Annotated in this window: 17 protein-coding genes; 6 read left to right on the top strand and 11 right to left on the bottom strand. The window is 70.2% G+C overall.

The features are described from left to right. Positions 1-17: 17 nt before the first annotated feature. Both VZQ01_RS40695 and VZQ01_RS40690 read right to left on the bottom strand, forming a co-directional pair. A complete protein-coding gene (locus VZQ01_RS40695) occupies positions 18-683 on the bottom strand; it encodes a response regulator (protein WP_223749031.1) in 666 nt (221 codons plus the stop codon). An 8-nt stretch (positions 684-691) separates the two neighbouring features. Next, a complete protein-coding gene (locus VZQ01_RS40690) occupies positions 692-2,761 on the bottom strand; it encodes a serine/threonine protein kinase (protein ID WP_426746339.1) in 2,070 nt (689 codons plus the stop codon). Positions 2,762-3,144: 383 nt separating this feature from the next. Here VZQ01_RS40690 and VZQ01_RS40685 point away from each other — a divergent pair, with 383 nt between their 5' ends. After that, positions 3,145-4,854 (top strand): HAD-IG family 5'-nucleotidase, encoded by a 1,710-nt coding sequence (locus tag VZQ01_RS40685; protein WP_223749033.1) that lies wholly within the window; start codon positions 3,145-3,147, stop codon positions 4,852-4,854. Positions 4,855-4,857: 3 nt separating this feature from the next. On the opposite strand, the gene VZQ01_RS40680 is transcribed toward VZQ01_RS40685, so the two are convergent. Further along, complete coding sequence (locus VZQ01_RS40680; protein WP_408890352.1) at positions 4,858-5,646, bottom strand: class I SAM-dependent methyltransferase; 789 nt, start codon at positions 5,644-5,646, stop codon at positions 4,858-4,860. Between the two features lie 229 nt (positions 5,647-5,875). Here VZQ01_RS40680 and VZQ01_RS40675 point away from each other — a divergent pair, with 229 nt between their 5' ends. Beyond that, positions 5,876-8,104: a di-heme oxidoreductase family protein gene (locus VZQ01_RS40675; RefSeq protein ID WP_426746338.1), complete on the top strand. Its 2,229-nt coding sequence runs from the start codon at positions 5,876-5,878 to the stop codon at positions 8,102-8,104. 61 nt (positions 8,105-8,165) lie between these two features. Here VZQ01_RS40675 and VZQ01_RS40670 read toward each other — a convergent pair whose 3' ends face one another. The 4 genes from VZQ01_RS40670 to VZQ01_RS40655 all read right to left on the bottom strand — a co-directional run bounded on the left by VZQ01_RS40670 (position 8,166) and on the right by VZQ01_RS40655 (position 11,713). Beyond that, the gene (locus VZQ01_RS40670) at positions 8,166-10,331 is read right to left on the bottom strand and encodes a sensor domain-containing diguanylate cyclase (RefSeq protein WP_223749036.1); all 2,166 of its coding nucleotides are present in this window, start codon (positions 10,329-10,331) and stop codon (positions 8,166-8,168) included. Then, positions 10,328-10,609, bottom strand: coding sequence for an FtsB family cell division protein (locus VZQ01_RS40665; RefSeq protein WP_046718030.1), 282 nt, complete (start codon positions 10,607-10,609; stop codon positions 10,328-10,330). Before VZQ01_RS40665 ends, VZQ01_RS40670 begins: the two co-directional genes overlap by 4 nt. Positions 10,610-10,722: 113 nt before the next feature. Further along, positions 10,723-11,241, bottom strand: coding sequence for a TlpA family protein disulfide reductase (locus VZQ01_RS40660; RefSeq protein WP_426746337.1), 519 nt, complete (start codon positions 11,239-11,241; stop codon positions 10,723-10,725). A 1-nt stretch (position 11,242) separates the two neighbouring features. After that, the gene (locus tag VZQ01_RS40655; RefSeq protein ID WP_194869482.1) at positions 11,243-11,713 is read right to left on the bottom strand and encodes a Fur family transcriptional regulator; all 471 of its coding nucleotides are present in this window, start codon (positions 11,711-11,713) and stop codon (positions 11,243-11,245) included. A 483-nt stretch (positions 11,714-12,196) separates the two neighbouring features. Here VZQ01_RS40655 and VZQ01_RS40650 point away from each other — a divergent pair, with 483 nt between their 5' ends. The 3 genes from VZQ01_RS40650 to VZQ01_RS40640 all read left to right on the top strand — a co-directional run bounded on the left by VZQ01_RS40650 (position 12,197) and on the right by VZQ01_RS40640 (position 14,716). Beyond that, complete coding sequence (locus VZQ01_RS40650; protein WP_426746336.1) at positions 12,197-13,288, top strand: hypothetical protein; 1,092 nt, start codon at positions 12,197-12,199, stop codon at positions 13,286-13,288. 15 nt (positions 13,289-13,303) lie between these two features. After that, positions 13,304-13,654: an FmdB family zinc ribbon protein gene (locus tag VZQ01_RS40645; protein WP_267700903.1), complete on the top strand. Its 351-nt coding sequence runs from the start codon at positions 13,304-13,306 to the stop codon at positions 13,652-13,654. Positions 13,655-13,966: 312 nt separating this feature from the next. Then, on the top strand, positions 13,967-14,716 hold the full coding sequence (locus VZQ01_RS40640; RefSeq protein WP_223783342.1) for a hypothetical protein: 750 nt from the start codon (positions 13,967-13,969) through the stop codon (positions 14,714-14,716). A gap of 42 nt (positions 14,717-14,758) precedes the next feature. On the opposite strand, the gene VZQ01_RS40635 is transcribed toward VZQ01_RS40640, so the two are convergent. After that, positions 14,759-15,496, bottom strand: a complete 738-nt coding sequence (locus VZQ01_RS40635; RefSeq protein WP_141333218.1) for a PHP-associated domain-containing protein — start codon at positions 15,494-15,496, stop codon at positions 14,759-14,761. Positions 15,497-15,559: 63 nt separating this feature from the next. Further along, a complete protein-coding gene (locus tag VZQ01_RS40630; protein ID WP_046713894.1) occupies positions 15,560-15,835 on the bottom strand; it encodes a hypothetical protein in 276 nt (91 codons plus the stop codon). 225 nt (positions 15,836-16,060) lie between these two features. On the opposite strand from VZQ01_RS40630, the gene VZQ01_RS40625 reads away from it, so the two are divergent. After that, positions 16,061-16,267, top strand: coding sequence for a hypothetical protein (locus tag VZQ01_RS40625; RefSeq protein WP_141330411.1), 207 nt, complete (start codon positions 16,061-16,063; stop codon positions 16,265-16,267). A 79-nt stretch (positions 16,268-16,346) separates the two neighbouring features. On the opposite strand, the gene VZQ01_RS40620 is transcribed toward VZQ01_RS40625, so the two are convergent. Together VZQ01_RS40620 and VZQ01_RS40615 are read right to left on the bottom strand one after the other, a co-directional pair. After that, positions 16,347-18,503 carry an alpha-amylase family glycosyl hydrolase gene (locus tag VZQ01_RS40620; RefSeq protein ID WP_426746335.1) on the bottom strand — a complete coding sequence of 719 codons (2,157 nt, stop codon included), beginning with the start codon at positions 18,501-18,503 and terminating at the stop codon, positions 16,347-16,349. A 121-nt stretch (positions 18,504-18,624) separates the two neighbouring features. Further along, entirely contained in the window at positions 18,625-21,171 is a 2,547-nt protein-coding gene (locus VZQ01_RS40615) for a protein kinase domain-containing protein (RefSeq protein ID WP_426746334.1), read from the bottom strand. Positions 21,172-21,209 lie beyond the last annotated feature (38 nt).

Below are 21,209 nucleotides of genomic sequence, written 5' to 3'. Positions count from 1 at the left end.
CCGTATACAGGGCGCGGCTACAGGTCCACGACCCCTTCACGCAGGGCCATCACCACCGCCTCCACGTGGGAGTTGACCCCCATCTTCCGGTAGATATGAGACAGGTGCGTGCGCACCGTGCGCCGCTCCAGCGTCATCACCTGCCCCACCTCCGCGTTGGACAGGCCCTTGGCCACGTAGCGCAGCACCTCGAACTCGGTGGGCGTCAGCTTCCAGGGGTTGTCCGCCTTCTTCTCCGGCGTGGCGGGCTTGCCCTGGATGGACTGGAAGTAGTTCCAGAAGCGCCGGGCGATGATGGGCTCCAGCACGGTGCCGCCGCCCATGACCTCGTGGATGCCGGAGCGGATCTTCTCCGGGCCCACGCGCTTGACCAGGTAGCCGGACGCGCCCGCCTGGATGGCCTCGTAGACCTTCTGCTCGTCGTCGAAGGACGTGAGGATGAGGATCTCCACCTCGGGCGCCTGGCGCTTCACCTTCTGCGTCACCTGGATGCCGTTGATGCCCGGCAGCTCCAGGTCCAACAGGACCAGCTGCGGCCGGACGCGGACGATGTCCTCGACGGCGGCCTCCCCTTCCTGGCTGCTGCCCACCACCTCCAGCTCGTCGAAGGTGCTCAGCACCTTGAGCAGGTTCTTGAGCAGCTGCGGCTGGTCCTCGACGACGAAGATGCGGGTGCGGTCCATGGAGTCAGTCACCGTCGGGGAGCGGGGCGGAAGTCGACCACGATCGAGGCGGTCAACTTCCCTCGTCGGATCTGAACGGACAGGGGCATGCGCTCGCCGGTGGTGCGCGCGACCAGCTCCAGCTCGTGCGCGCCGACGCGCATGGGATAGCGCTTGAGGGGCGTGGTCCTGCTGATGAGCTTTCCGTCCAGATACACCTTGGCGGGCTCGTTGGTCGTGAGCGTCAGGTAGCCGCGCTGCGAGGCCGGAATCGCCTTCGCGGGGACGACCTCCTCCTCGGGCTCCTCCGCGCGCGGCTCCGGCTCCCGCTCCACCACCGCGGCCTTCGGCGCAGGCGCGGGCCTGGGGATGGGGATGGCGGGCGACGGGCCCGTGCCGAGGGGCTCGACCTCCTCCTCGGCGGGCGCCTCGGAATCACCCAGCCGCCACGCGGCGACCAGGAACGTCGCGAACCCCACCAGTGCCAGCACGCCGGCGATGGCGAGCCAGCGGCCCCGACGCGCCTCCGTCGCGAGGATGAGCCGCGCGCGGGTGCTCGGGCGGGCGGGCGCCGCGGAGCTCACGGGGATGTCCTGGGAGGTCGACGCCGGCACCGCCATGTCGGCGCGATGGCCCGGGCGAACCACCGCGGGCATGGGGTCCGGCAGCGTCTGCGGGCCCTTCTCCACGGGCGGCGGCGGACGCTTCGCGCGGGCCGCGGCGCGACGGCCGGCGACGGAGAACTCCTCGTCGTCATCCGACAGCGGAGACGGCGCGGAGAAGTCCTCCACCACGCGCATGCGAGCGTTGCGCGCCGGCGGACGCGCACCGGGGGCCGCCATTCCCGTCCCCTGCTGTCCCTGCTGACGCCGCGGCTTGGGCGGCGCGGCGCCCGGAGGCGCATCCCAGTCCTGCTCGACCGCCGCCGTGTGCGTCCCCTCCGTCCAGTCCTCTCCGTGAGCGGGGGCCTGGGGCGCGGGGGCGTCCTTCACGCGGGTCTGCGTGGAGGCGATGTCCTGCTCGTACTCCTCGGGCCGGTACTCGTCGAAGCCGGGAACGGACTCCTGGGTCTCCGCGCCGGCCTCCGCCTCCGTGAGCGCCCGACTGTAGGGAGCGCGCTGGACGATGGAGGCCTCGGGCTCCTCGGCGCCCAGGTCGTCCATCTCCGCGCCGGAGATGGGCTCCAGCTGGAACGGCTCCTTGAACGGCGGGGCCGTGCTGGCGACGCTGACCTCGTTGGGGAACAGCTCGTTGACGAAGCGGCGCACGTCCTCGATGCCCGGCATGCCGCCGCTGGCCGAGAGGAAGTTGCGGAGCGCGTTGGAGAACTCGCCGCACGAGCGGAAGCGCCGCCCGGCGTTGGGCTCCAGCGCGCGGAGGATGAGCGGATCCAACCGGCTGTTGATGCGCCGGTCCAACCGGCTGGGCGGAGGCAGCGACTCGCTGCGCCGCGTGGAGACGCCGCCGCTGCCCGGCACCACCGGCTCGCGCTGGGTGAGCAGCTCGTAGGCGATGGCGCCCAGCGAATACACATCCGCCACCTCGGTGGCGGCCTCCCCTCGCGTCACCTCGGGCGCGCGGTAGGTGCCTCGACCGCGGCCCGCGAAGGACTTGCGCAGCTGGGGCACCGCGAGCAGCGCGCGCATGGCGCCGAAGTCACAGACGGCGGGCGTGCCGTTGCGCCCCAGCACCACGTTGCCGGGCGTGAGCGCGCCGTGGACGACGCCCGCCTCGTGCGCCTTCTGCACCGCGTCCAGGAGCTGGATGACGATGTAGAGCGCCACCGTGTACGGGAGGACGACCTCCTTGGTGTGCAGCCGCTGGAGCGCGGTGCCCAGGAGGTAGCCGTCCATGTCCTCGCGCACCACGGCGAGCCGCTGGCGCACGACGCCCATGTCCACCACGTGGAGGATGCCCGGGTGGCGCACGGGCTGGAGCAGGCGCGTCGTCTCCGCCAGGTCCAGCGCGTAGGCGGGGTCCGACGTCTTGGGGTGGAAGAGCTTGACCACCACTTCGCCCGAGGGAGCCTGGACGGCCTCGTAGAGCTCCGCGAGCTCTCCGGACTCGATGCGTCCCGTCAGACGGTAGGTGGCGCTCATCGCTTCTTTCGTGCCGGGCGGCGCCGACTCACGGCGGAAAAGACGAAGCCACACCAGACGCACGACTCGCCGCGTCGGCCCGGGGGCAGCTCCAGGGTACAACCCGGACAGCGGGGACGCGCGCGCCGGGACGCGGGCGCCGAGGGCTCGGTCGCCCGTCGGGGCGACGCACGGGGCGCGGGCGGGGCAGACGCGGCGCGCAGGCGGGCCTCCAGCCGACGCACCCGGTCCTCGAGCGCGGCGACCCGGTGGGCCAGGCGCGCATGGAGGTCCTCGGGCGCTTTCGAGGGCTGACGTCGGGCGGGCGAACGCATCGCGGTCCGTCAGCGTGCCATGGCCCAGCGGTGCCCTCAAGGACCGAGCCGTGGGCCCGTACGCGTGTTATGTGTCGACGTCCCGTGGCTCCAACCCTGTCACCCTTCCGTCCGATCCCGGGCGGGCCCTCGCCGGACCCGCTTCACGGGAGCTTTCGTTCTCCACTCAACCGCGCGCGCGCCGAGGCCGCCGAGCGCCATGCCCAGCAGCTGCTCGAAGACGAGACGCTGACGCGGCTGCTCACCACCCGGCGCGAGCCGAGGGACTCGGTTCCGAGGGCGCGGGAGGTGTTCGTCAACCGCAACCTGCGCATGTCCGGCGTCGAGCTGATCGGCTTCGACATGGACTACACGCTGGCCATCTACCACATGCGCCGGCTCGAGCAGTTGTCGTTCGACATGACGCTCGCCAAGCTCATCTGCGAGTACCACTACCCCGCCGTCGTGGGGCACCTGCTCTACGACCATCACTTCGTGATGCGTGGGCTGGCGGTGGACCGGGTGAACGGCAACATCCTGAAGATGGACCGCTTCGGCCACGTGGGCCGCGCGTACCACGGGCTGCGGCCGCTCAAGTCGGAGGTCTCGCGGGAGCTGTACCGCAACAAGCGCGTGCGGCTGCGCAACCCGCAGTTCGCGTGGAACGACACGCTCTTCGCGCTGCCGGAGACGTGCCTGTTCGCGGGCATCATCGAGCTGCTGGAGTCGCTGGGCCAGAAGGTGGACTACGGCAAGCTCTACGACGACATCCGCGAGGCCATCGACGCGGTGCACCGGGACAACTCGCTCAAGCGCGAGGTGCGCAAGGACCTGGGGCGCTACGTGTTCCTGGACCCGGAGCTGGGGCCCGCGCTGCACAAGCTGCGCTCGGGTGGGAAGCGGCTGTTCCTGCTGACGAACTCCGCGTGGGACTACACGGACGCGCTGATGAAGTACCTGCTGGACGGGCAGCTTCCGGAGTACCCGAGCTGGCGCAACTACTTCGACGTGGTGGTGACGGCGGCGGGCAAGCCGGGCTTCTTCACCGACGGCCGGCCGTTCCTCGAGCTGGATCCGTCCACCGAGGAGGGGCGCGTCATCGGCGAGGCCACGACCTTGGACCGCGGCAAGGTGTACTCGGGCGGCAACCTGGCGCGCTTCGAGGAGCTGACCGGTTACCGTGGGGAGAACATCCTCTACGTGGGCGACCACATCTACGGCGACATCCTCAAGTCGAAGAAGTCGTCGCTGTGGCGCACGTGCATGATCGTCCAGGAGATCGAGGACGAGATCACGTACACGGCCACGCGCCAGGAGGAGATCGGCACGCTCACGCAGATGGAGATCCTCCGCGAGCGCCTGGACGACGAGGTCAACCACCACAAGACGCTCTTGAACCTGCTGGAGCGTCGGTTGGACCGCGAGCCGCTGACGCCGGAGGAGCGCGAGGCGACGGAGGAGCAGCGCCGTCAGCTCAAGTCGGAGCTGGACAAGATGCGCCGCGCGCTGAAGGAGGCGACGGACATCGCGGACACGCTGGAGGAGGACGTCGAGGAGGGCTTCAACCCGTACTGGGGCCTGCTGTTCAAGGAGGGCAACGAGAACAGCCGCTTCGGCTACCAGGTGGAGCAGTACGCGTGTCTGTACACCAGCCGCGTGTCGAACTTCCTGCACCACTCACCCATGCAGTACTACCGCTCCCCAAGAGACCAGATGCCCCACGAGCAGGCCGGAGCGCTCTCCGCGCGCCTGTCGCCCATGGGCGGCGAAGGACCTCCGAAGGGCGCGGGGAAGGACTGACGCTCACGGTGCCTGGGGCAGCGCGGCCACCCTGCCCCAGGTGACGTCCGAGAAGCGCGAGGTCGGCTCCGGAGCAATCCCCAGCTTGCGCAGGTCATCCGAGTAGCGCGCGCCCTTCACCACCACCCAGCGGCGCGCCACGCGTCGGGCCTCCCGCAGCGCCTCCGCCGTCAGCGGCGCGTGCTCAGCGAAGAGCCGCAGCACCTCGAACGCGGCCTGCGCCTTCTTCGGCTTGCCGAACATCGGGTCGAAGAACACCACGTCGAACGACGCGGAAGCCAACCCCTTCAGATACGCGTGCGCGTCCGCGTGGTGTACCTCGATGGCGCACGAGTCCGGCCCGAGCTCGAAGTGCCGCAGGCCCTCCGACGCCACCGCGCACAACGGGAGGCTCTTCTCCACGCCCACCACGCGCCCGGCGGGCCCCACCGCCAGCGAGGCCACCAGCGCGTCCTGCGCCAGGCCCAGCGTGCAGTCCAGCACCGCGTCTCCGGCGCGCAGCTCCGCCACCCGGACGAAGGTGTCCGGCTCCCCCGCCGCCAGCCGCAGCCGCCTCAAGTGCGCCATGCCCGCATGGAACCCGAAGGAACCGCCTGGCGCCCACAGCGTCACGCCGTCATCCCCCACCACCAGCAGGGCCTCGGCCTTGATGCCCAGCCACGGGGCGATGCCCTCCTTCGGCTTGCGCGACATCCACGGCAGCCCCCAACGCGCGGCCACCGCCCGGGCCTCCTCTCGCTGGGCCTCGTCCGCCTTGCTGCTCGTCGTCACCGCCAAGGGCACCGGTTGCATGAACGCCGCGCATCCTGCCCCAGGCCCACCTCAACGCAACGCATCAGGACGCAAGTCCGTCCTCTCACGAATGTCGGGATTTAGACCCTAGTAGCTAAAATTTCCGAACATCATAGGAATTCTTGTCTGCCCAGCCTAAACCTCTACTTCCTTCGGATGGTGGAGAAAGCCGAGGCCACCATGCGGAGGTTCCCCCTGGAGAACGCGCATGCGTAACAGAGCAACAGGAATGGCCGTGGCATTGCTGTTGGCGGGCCTCGCGGCGAGCACCGCGAGCGCCGCCACCTATGGCGCTCAGCCGTCTGGCTCGTCCGCCATCTTCTTCATCGACACCACGTCGTGGGCCGACATCCACTACAAGGTGAACAACGGTGGGCAGCTCAACATCCGGATGGCCGTGACGAACGGCCGCAACCAGTACACGGTGAGCGGGCTGAACACCGGCGACGTCGTCGACTATTCGTTCACGTACTGGGACGTGGCGTGCAACTGCGCCTACGACACCGCCTGGGCGCGCTACACGCACGCCGGCACGCAGACGCCGGACGCGGGCTCCGGGACACCGGACGCGGGCCCCGGGACTCAAGACGCCGGCCCTGCCCCCGACGTGGGCAACATCGTGCCGCTCTTCAACAGCGGCACCGCGCAGGAGCCCGCCACCACGCAGAACACGACGTCCGCGCTCATCACCCGCGTGGGAGATCGCGTCCGTGACAGGCACGCGCGCGAGTCGCAGTACCAGGCGTACGACCACTACCTGGCGCGCTACTTCGAGAACCGCACCTTCTGGCTCGAGATCATCGACGAGGTGGCCAAGGGCGGCAGTCAGATCAAGGTGAACCTGCACACCGTCTATCCCCATGACGGCACCAACTTCCGCGCCTTCTTCCGCGGCCTCAACACCGTGGCGGAGTACTTCCACAACGGCACCTTCGAGCGGGTGAACGACTACCTCTACACCGCCAGCGTCAACTTCAACGCCAAGGAGGGCCGCGCCATCCGCGTGGGCGACCGGATGGAGATCGAAGCCGGCGTCTTCCTTCGACAACCGGTGGAAGGCCGCTTCAACTACTACGGCCGCGCCCTGCTCTACATCGTCGGCACCGCCGGCATCGTCCCCTTCGAGGGCCAGGGCGCCATCCTGGACTCGTTCCCCCTGCCGGAGACGGCCTGGCTCGGCGGCCGCACCACGCTGAACTACCCCTACTCCAACGAGCCGCGAAACCGGTTCCTCCAGATGGCGCTCAACATCGCGCCCGTGAACGCGCAGCCCTTCGTCGAGGGCCGGCGCCTGCACCACACGGACTTCAGCGACGGCAGCCACTCGGAGCCGGGCAACCCGCTCTTCACCGCGCACGCGAACAAGCTGGGGCCGAACTACATCTCCCGCTCCTGCATCGCGTGCCACACCCAGAACGGCCGGGGCCTGCCGCCCGCGGTCAACACCACGCTGGGCAACTACGTGGTGAAGGTGGGGCGCGTCAGCGGCACCACGGTGACGGCGGACCCGTTCCTCGGCTTCCGCCTCCAGCCGCGCAGCACCAGCGGCACGCCCGAGGCGGACGTGCGCATCGCCAGCTGGACGACGAGCACCGGCACCTTCGCGGACGGCACGCCGTACGAGCTGCGCAAGCCCAACTACAGCTTCCTCAACGTCATCCCGACGAACCACTCGGCCCGCATCACCCCGCAGCTGGTGGGCCTGGGCCTGCTGGAGGCCATCCCGGAGACGTCCGTGGCCGCGCTCGCGGACCCGAACGACAGCAACGGCGATGGCATCTCCGGCCGCATGCAGGCCGTCGTCGACCCGGAGACGGGCCAGACGCGGCTGGGGCGCTTCGGCTGGAAGGCGGGCATCGCGCGGCTCAAGCACCAGGTGGCCGAGGCCCTCAACCGGGACATCGGCGTCACCAGCGCCGTGTTCCCCTCCCTGGACTGCGGCTCCTCGCAGCAGGGGTGCTCGGGCACAAGCCAGGAGCTGAACGCCACGGACCTGGACAAGATGGTCCGCTACGTGGCGCTGCTCGGCGTGCCCGCGCGGCGCGACCTGCGCGACACCCAGGCCCAGCGCGGCGAGACGCTCTTCCAGAACGCCGGCTGCGCGAAGTGCCACGCGACCAGCTTCACCACCAGCGCCTTCCACCCGAACGCGGAGCTGCGCGGCCAGACAATCCGCCCGTACACGGACCTGCTCCTGCACGACATGGGCGCGGGGCTCGCGGACAACCTGCCCGAGGGCATCGCCAGCGGCGCCGAGTGGCGCACGCCTCCGCTCTGGGGCATCGGCCTCACGGCGGGCGTCAGCGGCGGCGAGGCGTACCTGCACGACGGCCGCGCCCGCTCGCTCACCGAGGCCATCCTCTGGCACGGCGGTGAGGGTCAGGCCGCTCGCAACGCGTTCGCCGGCATGAACGCCGCGGACCGCGCCGCCCTGCTGCGCTTCCTCCAGACGCTGTAACCGAAGCCTCATCCCGGGCTCGGGGAGTCCGCCACACGCGGGCTCCCCGGGCTCGGAGGACTCAAGCCTCGTTGACGGCCTGCAGCTTCCGACCGCCCTGCATGATGGCCACGGTGACCGACTGGTTCCGGCCGTTGCGCTTGGAGTGGTAGAGGCACTGGTCGGCCAGGTCGATGAGCTGCTGCTTCTCCATCCCGTTGTCCGGGAAGGTGGCGATGCCCAGCGACATGGTGATGCGCAGCGGGCCCATCTCGGTCTGGAAGACCTCCGCCTTCACCGCCTCGCGGATGCGCTCGGAGATGGTGTACGCGCCCTTGGCGTCCGTCTCCGGCATGATGATGACGAACTCCTCGCCGCCGTAGCGGGCGACGATGTCCGTGTCGCGCGCCATGGACTTGATGATGCGCGCCACGCCCTTGAGCACCTGGTCTCCCGTCGGGTGGCCGTAGGTGTCGTTGACGCTCTTGAAGTGGTCCACGTCCGTGAGGATGACGGAGCACTTGCGCTGGTAGCGCCGCGCCTGCGCGAGGATTTCGTCCGCCTTCGTCTGGAAGGTGCGGTGGTTGAACAGGCCGGTGAGGCCGTCCGTGGTCGCCATCCGCTCCATCTGCTCGTAGAGCTGCGCGCGCAGCACCGCCTGCGCGGCCTGGATGGCGATGACCTCGATCATCCGCAGCACGTCCTGCTCGAAGTTCGCCTTCTTGCGCGAGCCCGCCACCAGCGTGCCCAGGATGCGGTCACCCGCCACCAGCGGGAAGATCTTCAGCGCGCCCAGGCCGCGAATCTGCGTCTCGTCGTCGAAGATGACCTGGCGGTCCATCGCCTTCAGGTCACGCCCCGGCAGCGGCGCGCCGTAGCGCACCACGTTGGCGACCAGGCCGTTGTTGTCCTGGAACGAGCGCCCCTCCAGCGCCTTGCCCTGCGCCGTGACGCCCGTCATCCGCGCCACGCGGTGCATGCGCTTGCCTTCCACTTCCGACACCAGCGTCACCGCGCAGAAGTCCAGGCCCGCCAGCTGCCGGGTGCTCTCCAGCACCGCGACGAAGACCTGCTCGGGGCTGCCCGCGCGGTTGAGCTCCTCGATGGCGCGGAAGAACCGGTCCTTCTCGTCGCGCGTCTTGCGGATGTAGCTCATCACCCGCTCGACCTCGATGGAGCGCAGCACCTCGCCGGCGATGGTGGACAAGAGCTTCTCGTCCTGGTCGCTGAACGGCTCGTTGCCCAGCCGGTCCGCCACGAGCACGCCGCGCACCAGTCCGCCGCCCTCGATGATGGGCACCGCCAACAGCGCCTGCACGCCCGGGCCACCGCCGTCGTAGTACGAGACGCCCTTCAGGCCCTGGGGCGAGTTCATCCGCACCGGCGCGCGGCGCTTGAGCACGCCGCCGATGATGCCCTCCCCTGCCCCGAAGCGATCCCGCTGCACCCGGTCCGAGCCCGAGCGGCAGTCATAGAGCTTCAGGCTCCGGTCATCCGACGTGAGCAGGAACGCCGCGCAGGTGTGCGTGCGCAGCCCCGTCTCGGCGATCTCCAGCGCGGCGTGCACCGCGCCCTCAATCTCCTTCACCGAGGCGACGAGCCACTTCTCGTCGGAGCTCATGCCGCTGAAGCTGTCCTGCGTGCCGGAGCTCACCAGGCGGAAGGTGCGCGCGCGCTCCTCCACCTCGCGGATGCGCTTCTGCACCGCGTCGCTCTCCGCCCGGCGCGCCACCGCGATGCGCGAGGCGAGCACCAGGTGATACAGGCCCGCGAAGAGCACGAGGAACGCCGAGTGCGTCGCGAAGCTGGCCGGGTTCGGCCACGGGCCGCCCAGCGTCACCAGCCCGTCGAACACCAGCGCCACGCCCAAGAGCGTCAGCCCCGCGTTGCGCGGCAGGAAGGCGACCAGGAACGCCATCAACAGATAGACGATGGGGAACAGCTCGCCGCCGCCGATGGCCACGACGATGAACGCCGCGGCGATCAACCCGCCGCCCAGCTCCAGGTCGTCGCGCAGGTCGATGACCGCGCCCACTGAGCCGCGCATGGCCCGGCGCCACGCCGCCACGGCGATGCCCACCAACAGGAACAGCACCAGCCCGGCCTCGGTCCACTCCAGGGTGTGCAGCCCCCGGAAGCCCCCGCGCGCCAGGTGCACGAAGGTGGACAGGCCCGCCGCGGCGGGGATGAGCCGCACGACGTGACGCAGCAACTTCCCGGGCGACGGAAACGTGCTCAGCGACGTCATGGGGACTCCAGGTGGAAGACGAGTTCGCCCGGCTTCACGTAGCCAAGCTCTTCACGGACGGCCCGCTCCAGCGCCGCGGGGTCCTTGCGCAGGGCGGCGATCTCCTGACGCAGCGCCTCGTTCTGCGCGTCCAGGGCGGCGTTGCGCTGCTGCAGCGCGCTCACGTCCTGACGCAGGGAGAGGTAGCGCCGGAAGCCCTTGGCGTCCGCCACCGACAGCAGGCTCAAGGCCCCCGCCACACCCACCGCCACACCCAGGAGCTTTCCGCGTGCCGTCATGAACGCCACGGACGGTACCAGCGAGCCTTGCCCCCGCAAGTAATCCGCTCCAGCCCTGTAGCAGTCGACGCGGCCTCACGCGCGCGCGACGCAAGCCGCGCGACTCGGAGCCGTCAGTCCTGCTTCAGGAGCTTCTCGATCGCCTCCGCCACGTCCGCGTGCCCCTCCACGCCCTGCCACCCGGCCACCGCGCGGCCACGCCTGTCGAGCAGCACCGTGGTGGGCAGCCCCTTGATGGGGCCGAAGGGACTGCGGCCGTCGATGATGCGCTCGGAGGCGAGCAGCACCGGGTACGGCGACGCGTAGTGGTCCGCGAAGGGCTGGAGCACGCGGGCGCCCTCCAGGTCCATGCCCACGGCCACCACCTGGAAGCCCTGGGCGCCGTACTCGCGCTGGAGCGCCTCCAGCGTCGGCATCTCCGCCAGGCACGGGAAGCACCACGTGGCGAAGAAGGAGACCAGGACGACCTTGCCGGACAGCTTGCCCACGTCGTGCCGCGTGGGCCCCACCGACGGCAGGGCCAGCGCGTGCAGGAAGGCCGGCCCCGCGTCCACCGGCCGCGACCCGGCGCAGCCCGCCGACGCGACGGTCAGCAGGACGGCACAGGCCGCGACCCGGAGGACGGCCCGCATGTCACGCTTCCGAGGGTGGGCCGCCACCGCGCTGGCAGTCACGACACAAGCCGTACAGTTCCATCTTGTGCGACGTCACCGTGAAGCCGTGCTTGCGGGCCACCGCGTCCTGGAGCGTCTCGATGCGGTCGTTCTCGAACTCGACGATGGTGCCGCAGCGGGTGCAGATGAGGTGGTCATGATGGTCCCTCCCCGCCGCCGCCTCGTAGCGCGTCTGGCCGTCACCGAAGTTGCGAGCGTGGGCCAGGCCGCACTCGTTGAGCAGCTTCATGGTCCGATACACGGTGGCCACGGAGACCTTCGCGTCCTGTGAGCGAACCTTGTTCCACAGCTCCTCCACCGACAGGTGGCCGCCGACGGCGAAGAAGGTGTCGATGATGAGGCTGCGCTGCCGCGTGCTCTTGAGGCCGTGTTGGGCCATGTAGCGGGCGAGCACCTCGTCCTTGTCCTTGATTTCTTCGTGGCCCTGCATGGAAATCCCTCGGTAGGAGGCCGGCCTTGCGGCGCCCCTCCTCATCCTTGTTGTAACCGCGCCGAGCGAATCGCGCGCTTCCCGCCCCGCCCCAGGCTCCGGTCATCCTCGAAGTAAAGCGTCAGCGACGACTGTTGGTCTCCGGACGTGGGGCATCTGATACCTCCAGCCCACCCCGCCGGCAACGTCCGGCAGCCGGTGCCAGCAAGCCCTCCCCCCTCCGCTCGCCCCCCATCGCGACTTGCAACCGCCACAGGCTGTTTAGAATGGAGTCGGACTGGCTCATTGACACCTGTCTGGCCGCGAAGATAGAGGCATCCGCCCTCGTAAACGAGCATTTTTCCGCACCTTTCCATGACCAGCCCCTGGCAGAGAAGACGACAGCCCGACGACGTTCCCACCCCCGTGGCGGTTGCCGTCTCGGATTTCTGCCGGCGCGCGAAGTCGCCGGCACCCGCCCCGGAGGTCCGGGAAGCACTCGCCTTGTTGGCCGAGGACGACGACTTCCGGGTCCGAGCCCTCGCCGACGGTGAGCCGGAGACCTCCCCCCTCGGCCCCTTCGCCGTGGTGGACATCCTCCAGGGCACCGCCCCCGCCGTCGCCGCGCAGCGTCAGTCCTGCGGCTTCTACGACGTGGCGCGGGAGCTGGCCTACGTGCGCGAGCAGAAGACGCCCAAGCCCGCGCCCGCCGCCAGCCCGGCCATCCCCTCCTTCGCCACCCCGGCCCCCCAGCCCTCGGGCGACGGCGCCAGCAAGGCGGCGAAGAAGGGCGCCAGGGCCGAGGAGCCCTCCATCCTCGAGCGCATCGCCCCCAAGAAGCGCGTCGCCGTGGACGAGGAGACGACCTCGCCCATGGATCAGGACGAGGGGCACAGCTTCCTGCGCCGCGACCTGCCCCGCCCCCGCGGCCGGTTCACCCGCGTGGAGGCGCCTCGCAGCCCGTTCGTGGAGCTGACGCGCCAGAGCGGCAAGGACGTCCTGGAGGCCTCGCTGGAGGGCTCCGAGCACCGCTTCGCCCTGCTGCGAAACCTCTCGCACCGCTTCAATGGCTCGCGTGGAGACCTGTCCCTGGTGGATCTGGAGACGGTGCTGCGCGATCACGGCCTGCTGGAGGCGCTGCAGGAGAAGGAGCGACTCCAGCTCCTGGACGCCTACACGCAGCAGCGTGGCGCCACGGGCCGGGTGGGCTGGGCGCTGGGCGTGAGCCCGCCGGAGCTGCAGCGGCTGGTGTCCGCGGTGGGGCTGACCGAGGAGGTCGAGGCCCTGCGCGAGCGCTTCCGCCGCGAGGCGCTGGCCACGTCCCACCTGACGCACCGGTTGGATCTGCTGGGGCGCGAGAAGTACCTCGCGGACCTGGGCATCCAGCGCAAGTTCAACGACTCGCTCCGCAAGGAGCTGGAGCGGCTGCTGAAGGACGAGGTCCCCACCGCCTCGGACCTGCACGGCCTGGCCGAGGCCGTGGGCCGCAAGTATGGCTCGCCCGGTGAGCTGGTCTTCCGCGCCATCGAGCGCCTGGGGCTGGCGGAGGGGCTGCGCAAGCAGCTGCACTCCGGTGGCCCTTCCTCAACACCCTGAAGAGGCAAACCACCCATGCCCATCTACGAGTACGCCTGCCAGAGCTGTGGAAAGATCATCGACGTGCTGCAGAAGATCTCCGACCCGACGCCCGCGGCCTGCACCGCCTGCGGCGCGGAAGGCTCGCTGACCAAGGTGGTCAGCCGCTCCAGCTTCGTCCTCAAGGGCGGAGGCTGGTACTCGGACCTGTACAGCTCCACGAAGAAGGACGGCGACTCGTCGTCCTCCTCCAGCTCGTCCTCGAGCAGCAGCTCGTCCTCGTCGAGCAGCGCGTCGTCCAGCAGCAGCTCGTCGTCGAGCAGCACGCCCGCCGCGTCGAGTCCCGCCGCCTCCACGCCGGCGGCGGCCTCCAGCGACAAGAAGTAGCCGCCCGGGCGGGAGGGGCTGAAAATTCGCGCGGGGTCCGGGAGCGACGCACACTCGCTCCCCGTGCCCTTCCCTCCCTCCAAGCGTCCTCCCCGTCGCTGCGCCCTGTGTGGCCATCCGGAGCTCACGGATACGCGCGGGCTCGGCCGCTTCCTGCTCGTTCCGGACCCGCATGGCCGAGGCCCCGTGTGTCCGTCGCAGCGCGGCTGCCGTGGCGGCAAGCGGGACAGCGCGGCCGAGTCCACGCTGACGCAGGCCTCGCGCTGAGCTAAACCGGGACCTCCCGCGCGCCCTGTCGCGGAAGGTGCCCCGATGCTCGCTCGACGCCCCCACTCCCTCCTGACAGTCCTCGTGCTGACCGCGCTCGCGGCCGGCTGCGGCAACTACACCCGCATGGCGCCGGACGCCCGCACGTCCCTCCATCGGACCCTCACCGGCCCCGACGCGGAGCAGTACCTGCGCCTGTCCGGCAACGTCACGCCCTTCTTCGGCGACGGCTCCAAGCGCCTGCTGACGCCCTACGCGCCCGAGGACGTGCGCCTCCTGGACGACAGCAGCGGCAAGCCCATCTCCCCCGGCGCGGTGGAGCGCACCCTGCCGGTGGGCACGAAGCTGCGCATCACCAAGGTGGAGTTCCCCACCGCGTGGGTGGTGGCCGAGCGCGTCCTCTACACCCCGCGCACCTGGCCCTGGGTGTACCTGGCCGAGGACGGCGCGAAGCCCGACGCCCCGCCCCTCATCCTCGTGCTGCCGCCCAACCTGGATCAGCCCAACGACTTCCGCGCGGAGCTGGAGAAGTACCTCTCCCCGCAGAACCCCAAGGCCCTGATGGAGGCGTTCGCCGCCCCCGTGCGCGACGCCATCCGGGAGAAGCGCCTGGTCGCCAACATGTCGGCGGACGCGGTGCGCATGGCCTGGGGCCCGCCGGAGCTGGTGCGCCGCTCGCTGGAGGGCGCCGCCAAGAACGAGGAGTGGACGTACCCGGGCGGGCGCCGCAAGGCCTTCCTGTCGGACGGCCGGCTCGCTCGCGCCGAGGAGGCCGGGGCCTCCGTTCTGCCTTGAGACGAGGCCGGGGCCTGCGTGCCGCCCTGAGCCGCCGAGGCCCTACCGGCGACCGCCGCCACCACCGCGGCGGCGCTTGCCACCCCCACCGCCGCCCTGCTTGCGGGCCGCCTGGGCCTCCCCCGGGCGCGTCAGCCGGGGCAGCTCGCCGGCCATCACCGGCCAGAACTCGCCCTTGAGCAGCTCGGTGATCAACTGGGCCTGCGACGTCACCGGGTTCTTGAAGAACGTGGCGCCCCGGCCCACCTCGTCCAGCGAGCCCCGCGCGTCGCTGCCACCGGTGCACGGCAGCTTGAGCGCCTCGGCGGCCTCCACGGCCAGATCATTGGACGTCTGCTTCACCCGGGCGTTGTAGCCCTCCACCGCGCACAGCACGTTGAGCGAGCGGACGTAATCCATGGCCGGGTTCGGAGAATCCCTGTCGAAGGGCCGGGCGGCGACAATGGCCGCACCCAGGGCCTTCACCTTGGGCAGACACTCCGCGGCGCTCCAGGGCTTCTCGCGGTTGCTGCCCCACATCTGCACGGGCTCCGGGGCCAGCTCCGGCTTCGGGAAGAAGCACAGGTATTGGCCTCGGTCCGTGACCAGCTCCAGCCCGACGAAGACCTTCACCTTCGCCTTCGCACCAATCTCGAACAGCTCGTCGCAGCCGTCCTGGGTGTTCGTCTCGGTGAAGGCCACCCCGTCCAGGCCGAACATCGCGGCCCGTTCCAGCACGGCGCGAGGGTCCAGCTCGCACCCCTTGGACAGGTGGGAATGGGCGTGCAGGTCGATGAGCATGGGCGCCGCTCCCTAACAGGCTCCCCCGGGGCTGTCGAGCCCGTGCTGCCCGCCCCGCCCCTCTCAGGCGAAGGCGTAGGACTGGAAGGTCCCCTGCTTGGCCTGCGTGTTCTTCTCCTCGTAGGTGCGGATGAGGTAGCCCATCAGCATCAGCGAGGACGTGTTCTCCAGCACCCGGGACGGGTCCTTCGAGATGAGATTGGCGCTGTAGTTGAGGAAGAACTGCGCCAGTTCCTCCCCCGCCTCCTTGACGATGAGCGCGTTCAGCGCGGTGGGCTCCATCGTCCGGATGGTGTTGATGAAATCAACCGCCAGATCCTTCTTGGTCTTCACGTCCACGGGCCTGCCCCCTTCCCCAACACGCCGCCACTCGTGGCCCCTGCCGCGAGCGCCCCCAACCGGGTGCGACCAGGACAATCTAGGCATGTCCCCCGCGCTGCAAACCCCCGCCACGAGGCCACCCCCACACCCCCCGCCAGGAAGCCGGGTTTTTGACACCTCTGAACACCCCGTGCGATAAAGCCCCCTTGTCCTGTGTCGGGACCGCACAAGGAGTGGCAGGCGATGTTCACGGGCGTGAAGGTCTTCTCCGCCACCAAGGCGAAGGAGCGCGAGGAGCTGGGTGAGAACGTCACCCGTTGGATGAAGAGCAACTCCGATCTGGAGATCGTGGATCGCGTGGTGTGCCAGTCGTCCGATAACGAATTCCACTGCTACACCCTCGTGCTCTTCTACCGGCACGGGAAGCAGCAGCAGCCGTCGCAGCCGTAGTCTCAGGCAGTCCCCGCGGCCCTTGCCGGGTCCGCGGTCCGGAAGGGGGCGGCCCCCCTCCTCCCTCATCCCGAGCGGCCTATTCGGCGCGAGGCACGTACACGGCGACGCTGCGCGCGGGGACGACCAGCTGGGTCTCCGTGCCGGCGAGCTGGAGCGTCCTTCCGCTGAAGACGTCCACGTACGTCGCGGCGCTGGCCGCCAGGCTCCCCAGGGGCTCCACCACCAGCGGGCGCTCCACGTCGCTCCGGTTGATGGCCACCACCGCGCCCTGCCCGTCCGGCAGCGAGCGCTGGTACACGTACAGGTCCTTCTCCACGCGCAGGGTGTTCCGCGAGCCCGTCTGCAGCGCCGGTGACGCCCGCCGCGCCTGACCCAGCTTGCGCACGTGCTCGAGCAGGTCCGCCTCCAGCGCGGTGAGCGTGGAATCGAAGCGCATCAGCCGGCGGTTGTCCGGGTCTCCCGCGCCGGGCAGTCCCACCTCGTCGCCGTAGTAGATGAGCGGCACGCCGGGCTGGGTGAGCACGAAGGTGAAGCCGTACTTCGCCTTCTCGAACGCGGCCGCGTCCGTCACCGTGGCCGCCGGGCGCGCGCTGCTCCAGGGGTCTCCGCCCTCCCCGTCCAGCTGCTTCGCGGCCTGGGACATGAAGCGGGCCACGTCGTGGTTGCCCAGGAAGGGCGAGTTGAGCGTGCCGGGCGCGTAGTAGACCTCGTTCTCGCGCACGGCCTGGTCCACGCGCTCCAGGCTCTGGCCGTCCGCGAAGGCCTCGCGCACCGGCCAGTACAGCGGGAAGTCGAACTGGCCATCCAGCTCGCGGGGGCTGATGTAGCGGGCGATCTGCGAGCGGCCATCCGCGCCCACGAAGGTCTCACCCACCAGGTAGAACTCGGTGCCCGTCATCGCGGTGAGGTCGCGCAGGCGCCCGCGCAGGGTGCGGCCCGCCACCTGGTCCATGTGCTTCACCGCGTCCATGCGGAAGCCGTCGAAGTCCGCCTCCTCCAGCCACCACAGCGTGTCCGCGATGAACTGGTCCACCATGTTCGACGAGCGCCAGTTGAAGTCGGGCAGGTAGTCGGTGAACTTGCACGTCAGCCGCTTCTCCTCCCAATCGCAGTCCTGGCTGCCGCACACGCAGCTGGCGGAGGTGTTGAACCAGTCGTCCTCGCGGTGGGTGACCCAGTACGGGTGCTCCTGGTGCACGTGGTTGAGCACCAGGTCGGCGATGACGCGGATGCCCTTCTTGTGGGCCGCGGCGGTGAGCGCGCGCAGCTCCTCGAGCGAGCCGAAGCGGTGCTGCGTGGTGCGCGGCCGGGTGGGCCAGTAGCCGTGGTAGCCCGAGTAGTACTTGCCGCCCGTGCCGATGAAGCGGCCCTCGGGGTTCTGGTCCACCGGCGAGATCCACAGCACCTTGACGCCCAGCGAGTCGAAGTAGCCGTCCTCCAGCTTGCGGGTGATGCCGGCGAAGTCGCCGCCCTGGTAGTTGGCGATGGGGTCCACGTCCGCCACCGGCCCGTCATTGTCCGGGCGGGCGTTGAGGAAGCGGTCCGTGAACGCGAAGTACATCAGCCCGGACTCCCACCGGAACTTCTGGGGCTCCACCCAGAACGGCAGGTAGAGCGGCTCGGCCGAGCGGCCCGCCTTGTCCGTGGCCACCACCTTCACGTGGTGCTTGCCCTGCCCCAGCGCCTCCTCGCGCAGGGTGATGCGGCCCGTCTTCGCGTCGAACGCGTCGGGGCGCGGCTGGCCATCCAGCGTCACCACCACCTTGCCCGTGTCGGGGCCGGCCTCGTCGGTGCCGTCGACGTACGCGACCTCCACGTCCAGCACGCCCTCGGGTGTCGCGGTGAAGCGGCGCAGCTCCAGCATGGGCTGCCGGCAGTCGGGCACCGTCAGGCGCGAGTACTCCTCCGCGCGCACCCAGCGGGAGTACGGGTTCTGCGGGTCCATCACCTGCTGCTGGCCGATGACGAAGCGGTAGCCGTAGTCGCGCGGCTCCAGCCCCTCCAGGCGCGCGGTGTAGACCCCGTCACCCCGGTCCGCCATGCGCAGCGCGGAGGAGGAGAAGCCATTCCATTCCCCCGCGACCGACACCGCGCCCACGAGCGACTGCTGCGGCGCGTACGTCAGCACCACCTCGCAGGTCCGGACGGGGATGGAGTCTTCGGAGTCACCACAAGCCGCGGAGAGGAGCAACACCGGCAGCGCGAGCGAACGGACCATGCGGGAGTGCGTCATGCGAGCGCCTTTCTACGGGAGGCCCGCTCGGTTTTCCAAGCCCCCACCCGGCGCCTTTTTGACTCGCCGCATCACGCCCCGGGATTGACCGGCACCGGACACCCGGCCGTCTCGGGCCTTCCTATTGCTGGGAGGCGCCCGTCACGCCCTCGTACTCCTGCAGCGCGCGCAGCACCTTGCTCGCCTGGGGGTGGCTGCTGGGCGCCAGGTCCAGGAAGAGGCGGTAGTGCTTCGCCCCCTCCTCCTTGCGCCCGAGCCGGGCCTCCACCGAGCCCAGCAGCAGGTGGCACTCGTAGTTCCCAGACTCCACGGAGATGCACTCGCGGGCCTTCGCCCTGGCCGGCTCGTACTGCTTCGACCTGAGCAGCTCACGCACCTCGGTCAGCAGCTTCTGGCCCGGGGTCTCGGCCTCGGGCGTCTCGTCGATGACCAGCGAAGCCGCCGGCCGGGGCCCGGAGGGAGCCTTCGCGGTCCCCTGGCGCTGGGGCGGCGGAGGAGGCTCCGTCGCGCGGGCCGAGTCGGCGAAGTCCTGGTCCAGCGCGCCCTTGGCGGACGTGATTCGGACCTCCACCTGGCCCTGGTTGTCCGAGGGGTCATCGTCCACGAAGCCGCAGTGGAGCCCGTGGACGCCGGTGAGCGGGACGTCCGCGCCCTGGGACAGGAGGAAGCGCCTGGCGCGGGCCGGAGGCGTCCCGGGGCCGTCGCGCTCCAGGGAGACCTGCTGGACACAGGCCACCGTCACCACCGGCCCCTGCTCCGGGCCGCGGGTGAAGGCGCCCGTGCCCACCGACGACAGCGACAGCGTGTAGCTGTCCGAGGGGTCCATCCCGTCGAGCAGGAAGCTGCGGCCCACGTCGGTGACCATCCACTCCGGGTGGATGAGCAGCTTGCGCTCCTGATGGGTGCGGGTGTTCACCACGGAGACGATGCGCTCGGGAAGGTCGTCCTGGGGCGTGGGCCCACCCACCGTGAAGACCATCACCGACGCGGCGCCCGCCGGCGGCGTGTCGCGACCGACCATGCCCACCGCCGCGTCCGCCGCGACGTTCTTGCCCGTCAGCAGGTAGAAGAGGCTCGGCAGGGGCTTGGCCCGGTCCGCCGCGGTCAGCGACGTCGACTCCGTGACGCGGTAGGTGTGCGCCGGATCCATCGCGCCCAGCGCCGCGCGCCCGGAGGACACCGCGAACAGGTGCCGGGCCGCGTCCAGCCGGAACGAGGCGACGGGCATCCGGGCGGAGTCCACGCCCTCCTTCCTGGGCGTCACCACCGCCTGCTGCGCCGGCTTCACGACGGGCGGCCCCGGCGCCACGCGCGGCGCGTCCGCGTCCTTGAGCTGCGGGCCGGGCAGCGGGGGCCTCGCCGGCCCCGCGCTCGCGGGCTTTTCCGGCGGCATCCAGTCCGCCTTGAGCCGGTCGAAGGACGACCACAGGAGCGCCAGCAGGATGAGCAGCCCCGTGCCCACCACGACGTGGTGCGTGGAGATGCGGAAGCCGTTCTCGAAGAAGCCGCCCCGGTCCGGCGAGTTGCCGTCCGTGTCGTCCTCGTCCTCCGCCAGGCTCTGACCGCCGTCGGGCAGCTCGCTCGGGTGGCTCTCCTGCGTCGCGGGCTCGGTGCGCAGCTCCGGGGCCGACAGCTCCGTGGGCCGGGGCAGCAGGTTGGTGGTGGCGCGCCAGACGGACAGCTCCTCCACGAACGAGGCGGGGACCTTGGTGTCCTTGCCCAGCTCCGTCATGTCGGGACGGAACAGCTCGCGCAGCAGGTAGGCGGCGGACATCGCGGAGAAGCGTGGCGCGGCCTTGAAGAGGAACCCCGCGAGCGCGTCGCCGAAGGCATGCGCGGACTCGAAGCGGTCCTCCTTCCGCACCGCGAGCGCCTTGTGGAGGATGGCGTCCAGGCGCACCGGCACGTCCGGCCGCACGTCCCGCGCGCGAGGCATCGGCTGGCGCGTGTGCAGCTTGTGCAGCACCGCGTACTCGGGCCCCTCCAGGGGCAGCCGGCCGCACACCATCTCGAACAACACCACCGCCGTGGCCCACACGTCCGTGCGCGCGTCCACCTCCTCGCCCCGGGCCTGCTCGGGGGAGAAGAACAGGTACTTGCCCTTCACCACGCCGGGCGCGGTGTCGAAGCTGCGCAGCGAGCGCGCCTTGGCGATGCCGAAGTCGACGATCTTGACCTGGCCCTCGTAGCTGATGAGCACGTTGTCCGGGGAGATGTCCCGGTGCACGATGTGCAGCAGCTCACCCTTGTCGTCCGTGCGCGTGTGCGCGTAGTGCAGCCCCCGGCACATCTCCAGGGCGATGTACGTGGCGATGGGCACCGGAAGGCTGGCGAACTGCGAGCGCAGCGCGCGCTTCATCACCTTGTTGAGCGGCTGCCCGTCCACGAACTCCATGGCCAGGAAGTACTCGCCATCCACCTGCCCGAAGTCGAAGACCTGGGCGATGGCGCCGTGCGACAGCGAGGCGGAGATGCGCGCCTCGCTGATGAACATGGAGACGAACGCCTCGTCGTTGGCGTACTCCGGCAACACCTTCTTGATGAGGACGGGCTTGGTGACCCCCGCGGCCCCCAACAGCTGGGCCCTCCAGGTCTCCGCCATCCCCCCGCGGCCGATTCGCGACTGGAGCTCGTACCGGCCAAACTGTTCGTGCTGCGGATTCGCCATTGCGGCGTAGGGTATCCCGGGGCATCCCGTTCAAAAAG

The sequence above is a fragment of the Myxococcus faecalis genome (assembly GCF_050039385.1).
Lineage (GTDB): Bacteria > Myxococcota > Myxococcia > Myxococcales > Myxococcaceae > Myxococcus > Myxococcus fulvus.
This window is presented reverse-complemented; position numbering and strand designations above follow the sequence as displayed.

Excerpts from the sequence above, each read along its gene's own strand:
- VZQ01_RS40695 (WP_223749031.1), bottom strand. The coding sequence starts at position 683 with ATGGACCGCACCCGCATCTTCGTCGTCGAGGACCAGCCGCAGCTGCTC.
- VZQ01_RS40690 (WP_426746339.1), bottom strand. The coding sequence starts at position 2,761 with ATGAGCGCCACCTACCGTCTGACGGGACGCATCGAGTCCGGAGAGCTC.
- VZQ01_RS40685 (WP_223749033.1), top strand. The coding sequence starts at position 3,145 with ATGTGTCGACGTCCCGTGGCTCCAACCCTGTCACCCTTCCGTCCGATC.
- VZQ01_RS40680 (WP_408890352.1), bottom strand. The coding sequence starts at position 5,646 with ATGCAACCGGTGCCCTTGGCGGTGACGACGAGCAGCAAGGCGGACGAG.
- VZQ01_RS40675 (WP_426746338.1), top strand. The coding sequence starts at position 5,876 with ATGGCCGTGGCATTGCTGTTGGCGGGCCTCGCGGCGAGCACCGCGAGC.
- VZQ01_RS40670 (WP_223749036.1), bottom strand. The coding sequence starts at position 10,331 with ATGACGTCGCTGAGCACGTTTCCGTCGCCCGGGAAGTTGCTGCGTCAC.
- VZQ01_RS40665 (WP_046718030.1), bottom strand. The coding sequence starts at position 10,609 with ATGACGGCACGCGGAAAGCTCCTGGGTGTGGCGGTGGGTGTGGCGGGG.
- VZQ01_RS40660 (WP_426746337.1), bottom strand. The coding sequence starts at position 11,241 with ATGCGGGCCGTCCTCCGGGTCGCGGCCTGTGCCGTCCTGCTGACCGTC.
- VZQ01_RS40655 (WP_194869482.1), bottom strand. The coding sequence starts at position 11,713 with ATGCAGGGCCACGAAGAAATCAAGGACAAGGACGAGGTGCTCGCCCGC.
- VZQ01_RS40645 (WP_267700903.1), top strand. The coding sequence starts at position 13,304 with ATGCCCATCTACGAGTACGCCTGCCAGAGCTGTGGAAAGATCATCGAC.
- VZQ01_RS40640 (WP_223783342.1), top strand. The coding sequence starts at position 13,967 with ATGCTCGCTCGACGCCCCCACTCCCTCCTGACAGTCCTCGTGCTGACC.
- VZQ01_RS40635 (WP_141333218.1), bottom strand. The coding sequence starts at position 15,496 with ATGCTCATCGACCTGCACGCCCATTCCCACCTGTCCAAGGGGTGCGAG.
- VZQ01_RS40625 (WP_141330411.1), top strand. The coding sequence starts at position 16,061 with ATGTTCACGGGCGTGAAGGTCTTCTCCGCCACCAAGGCGAAGGAGCGC.
- VZQ01_RS40620 (WP_426746335.1), bottom strand. The coding sequence starts at position 18,503 with ATGACGCACTCCCGCATGGTCCGTTCGCTCGCGCTGCCGGTGTTGCTC.
- VZQ01_RS40615 (WP_426746334.1), bottom strand. The coding sequence starts at position 21,171 with ATGGCGAATCCGCAGCACGAACAGTTTGGCCGGTACGAGCTCCAGTCG.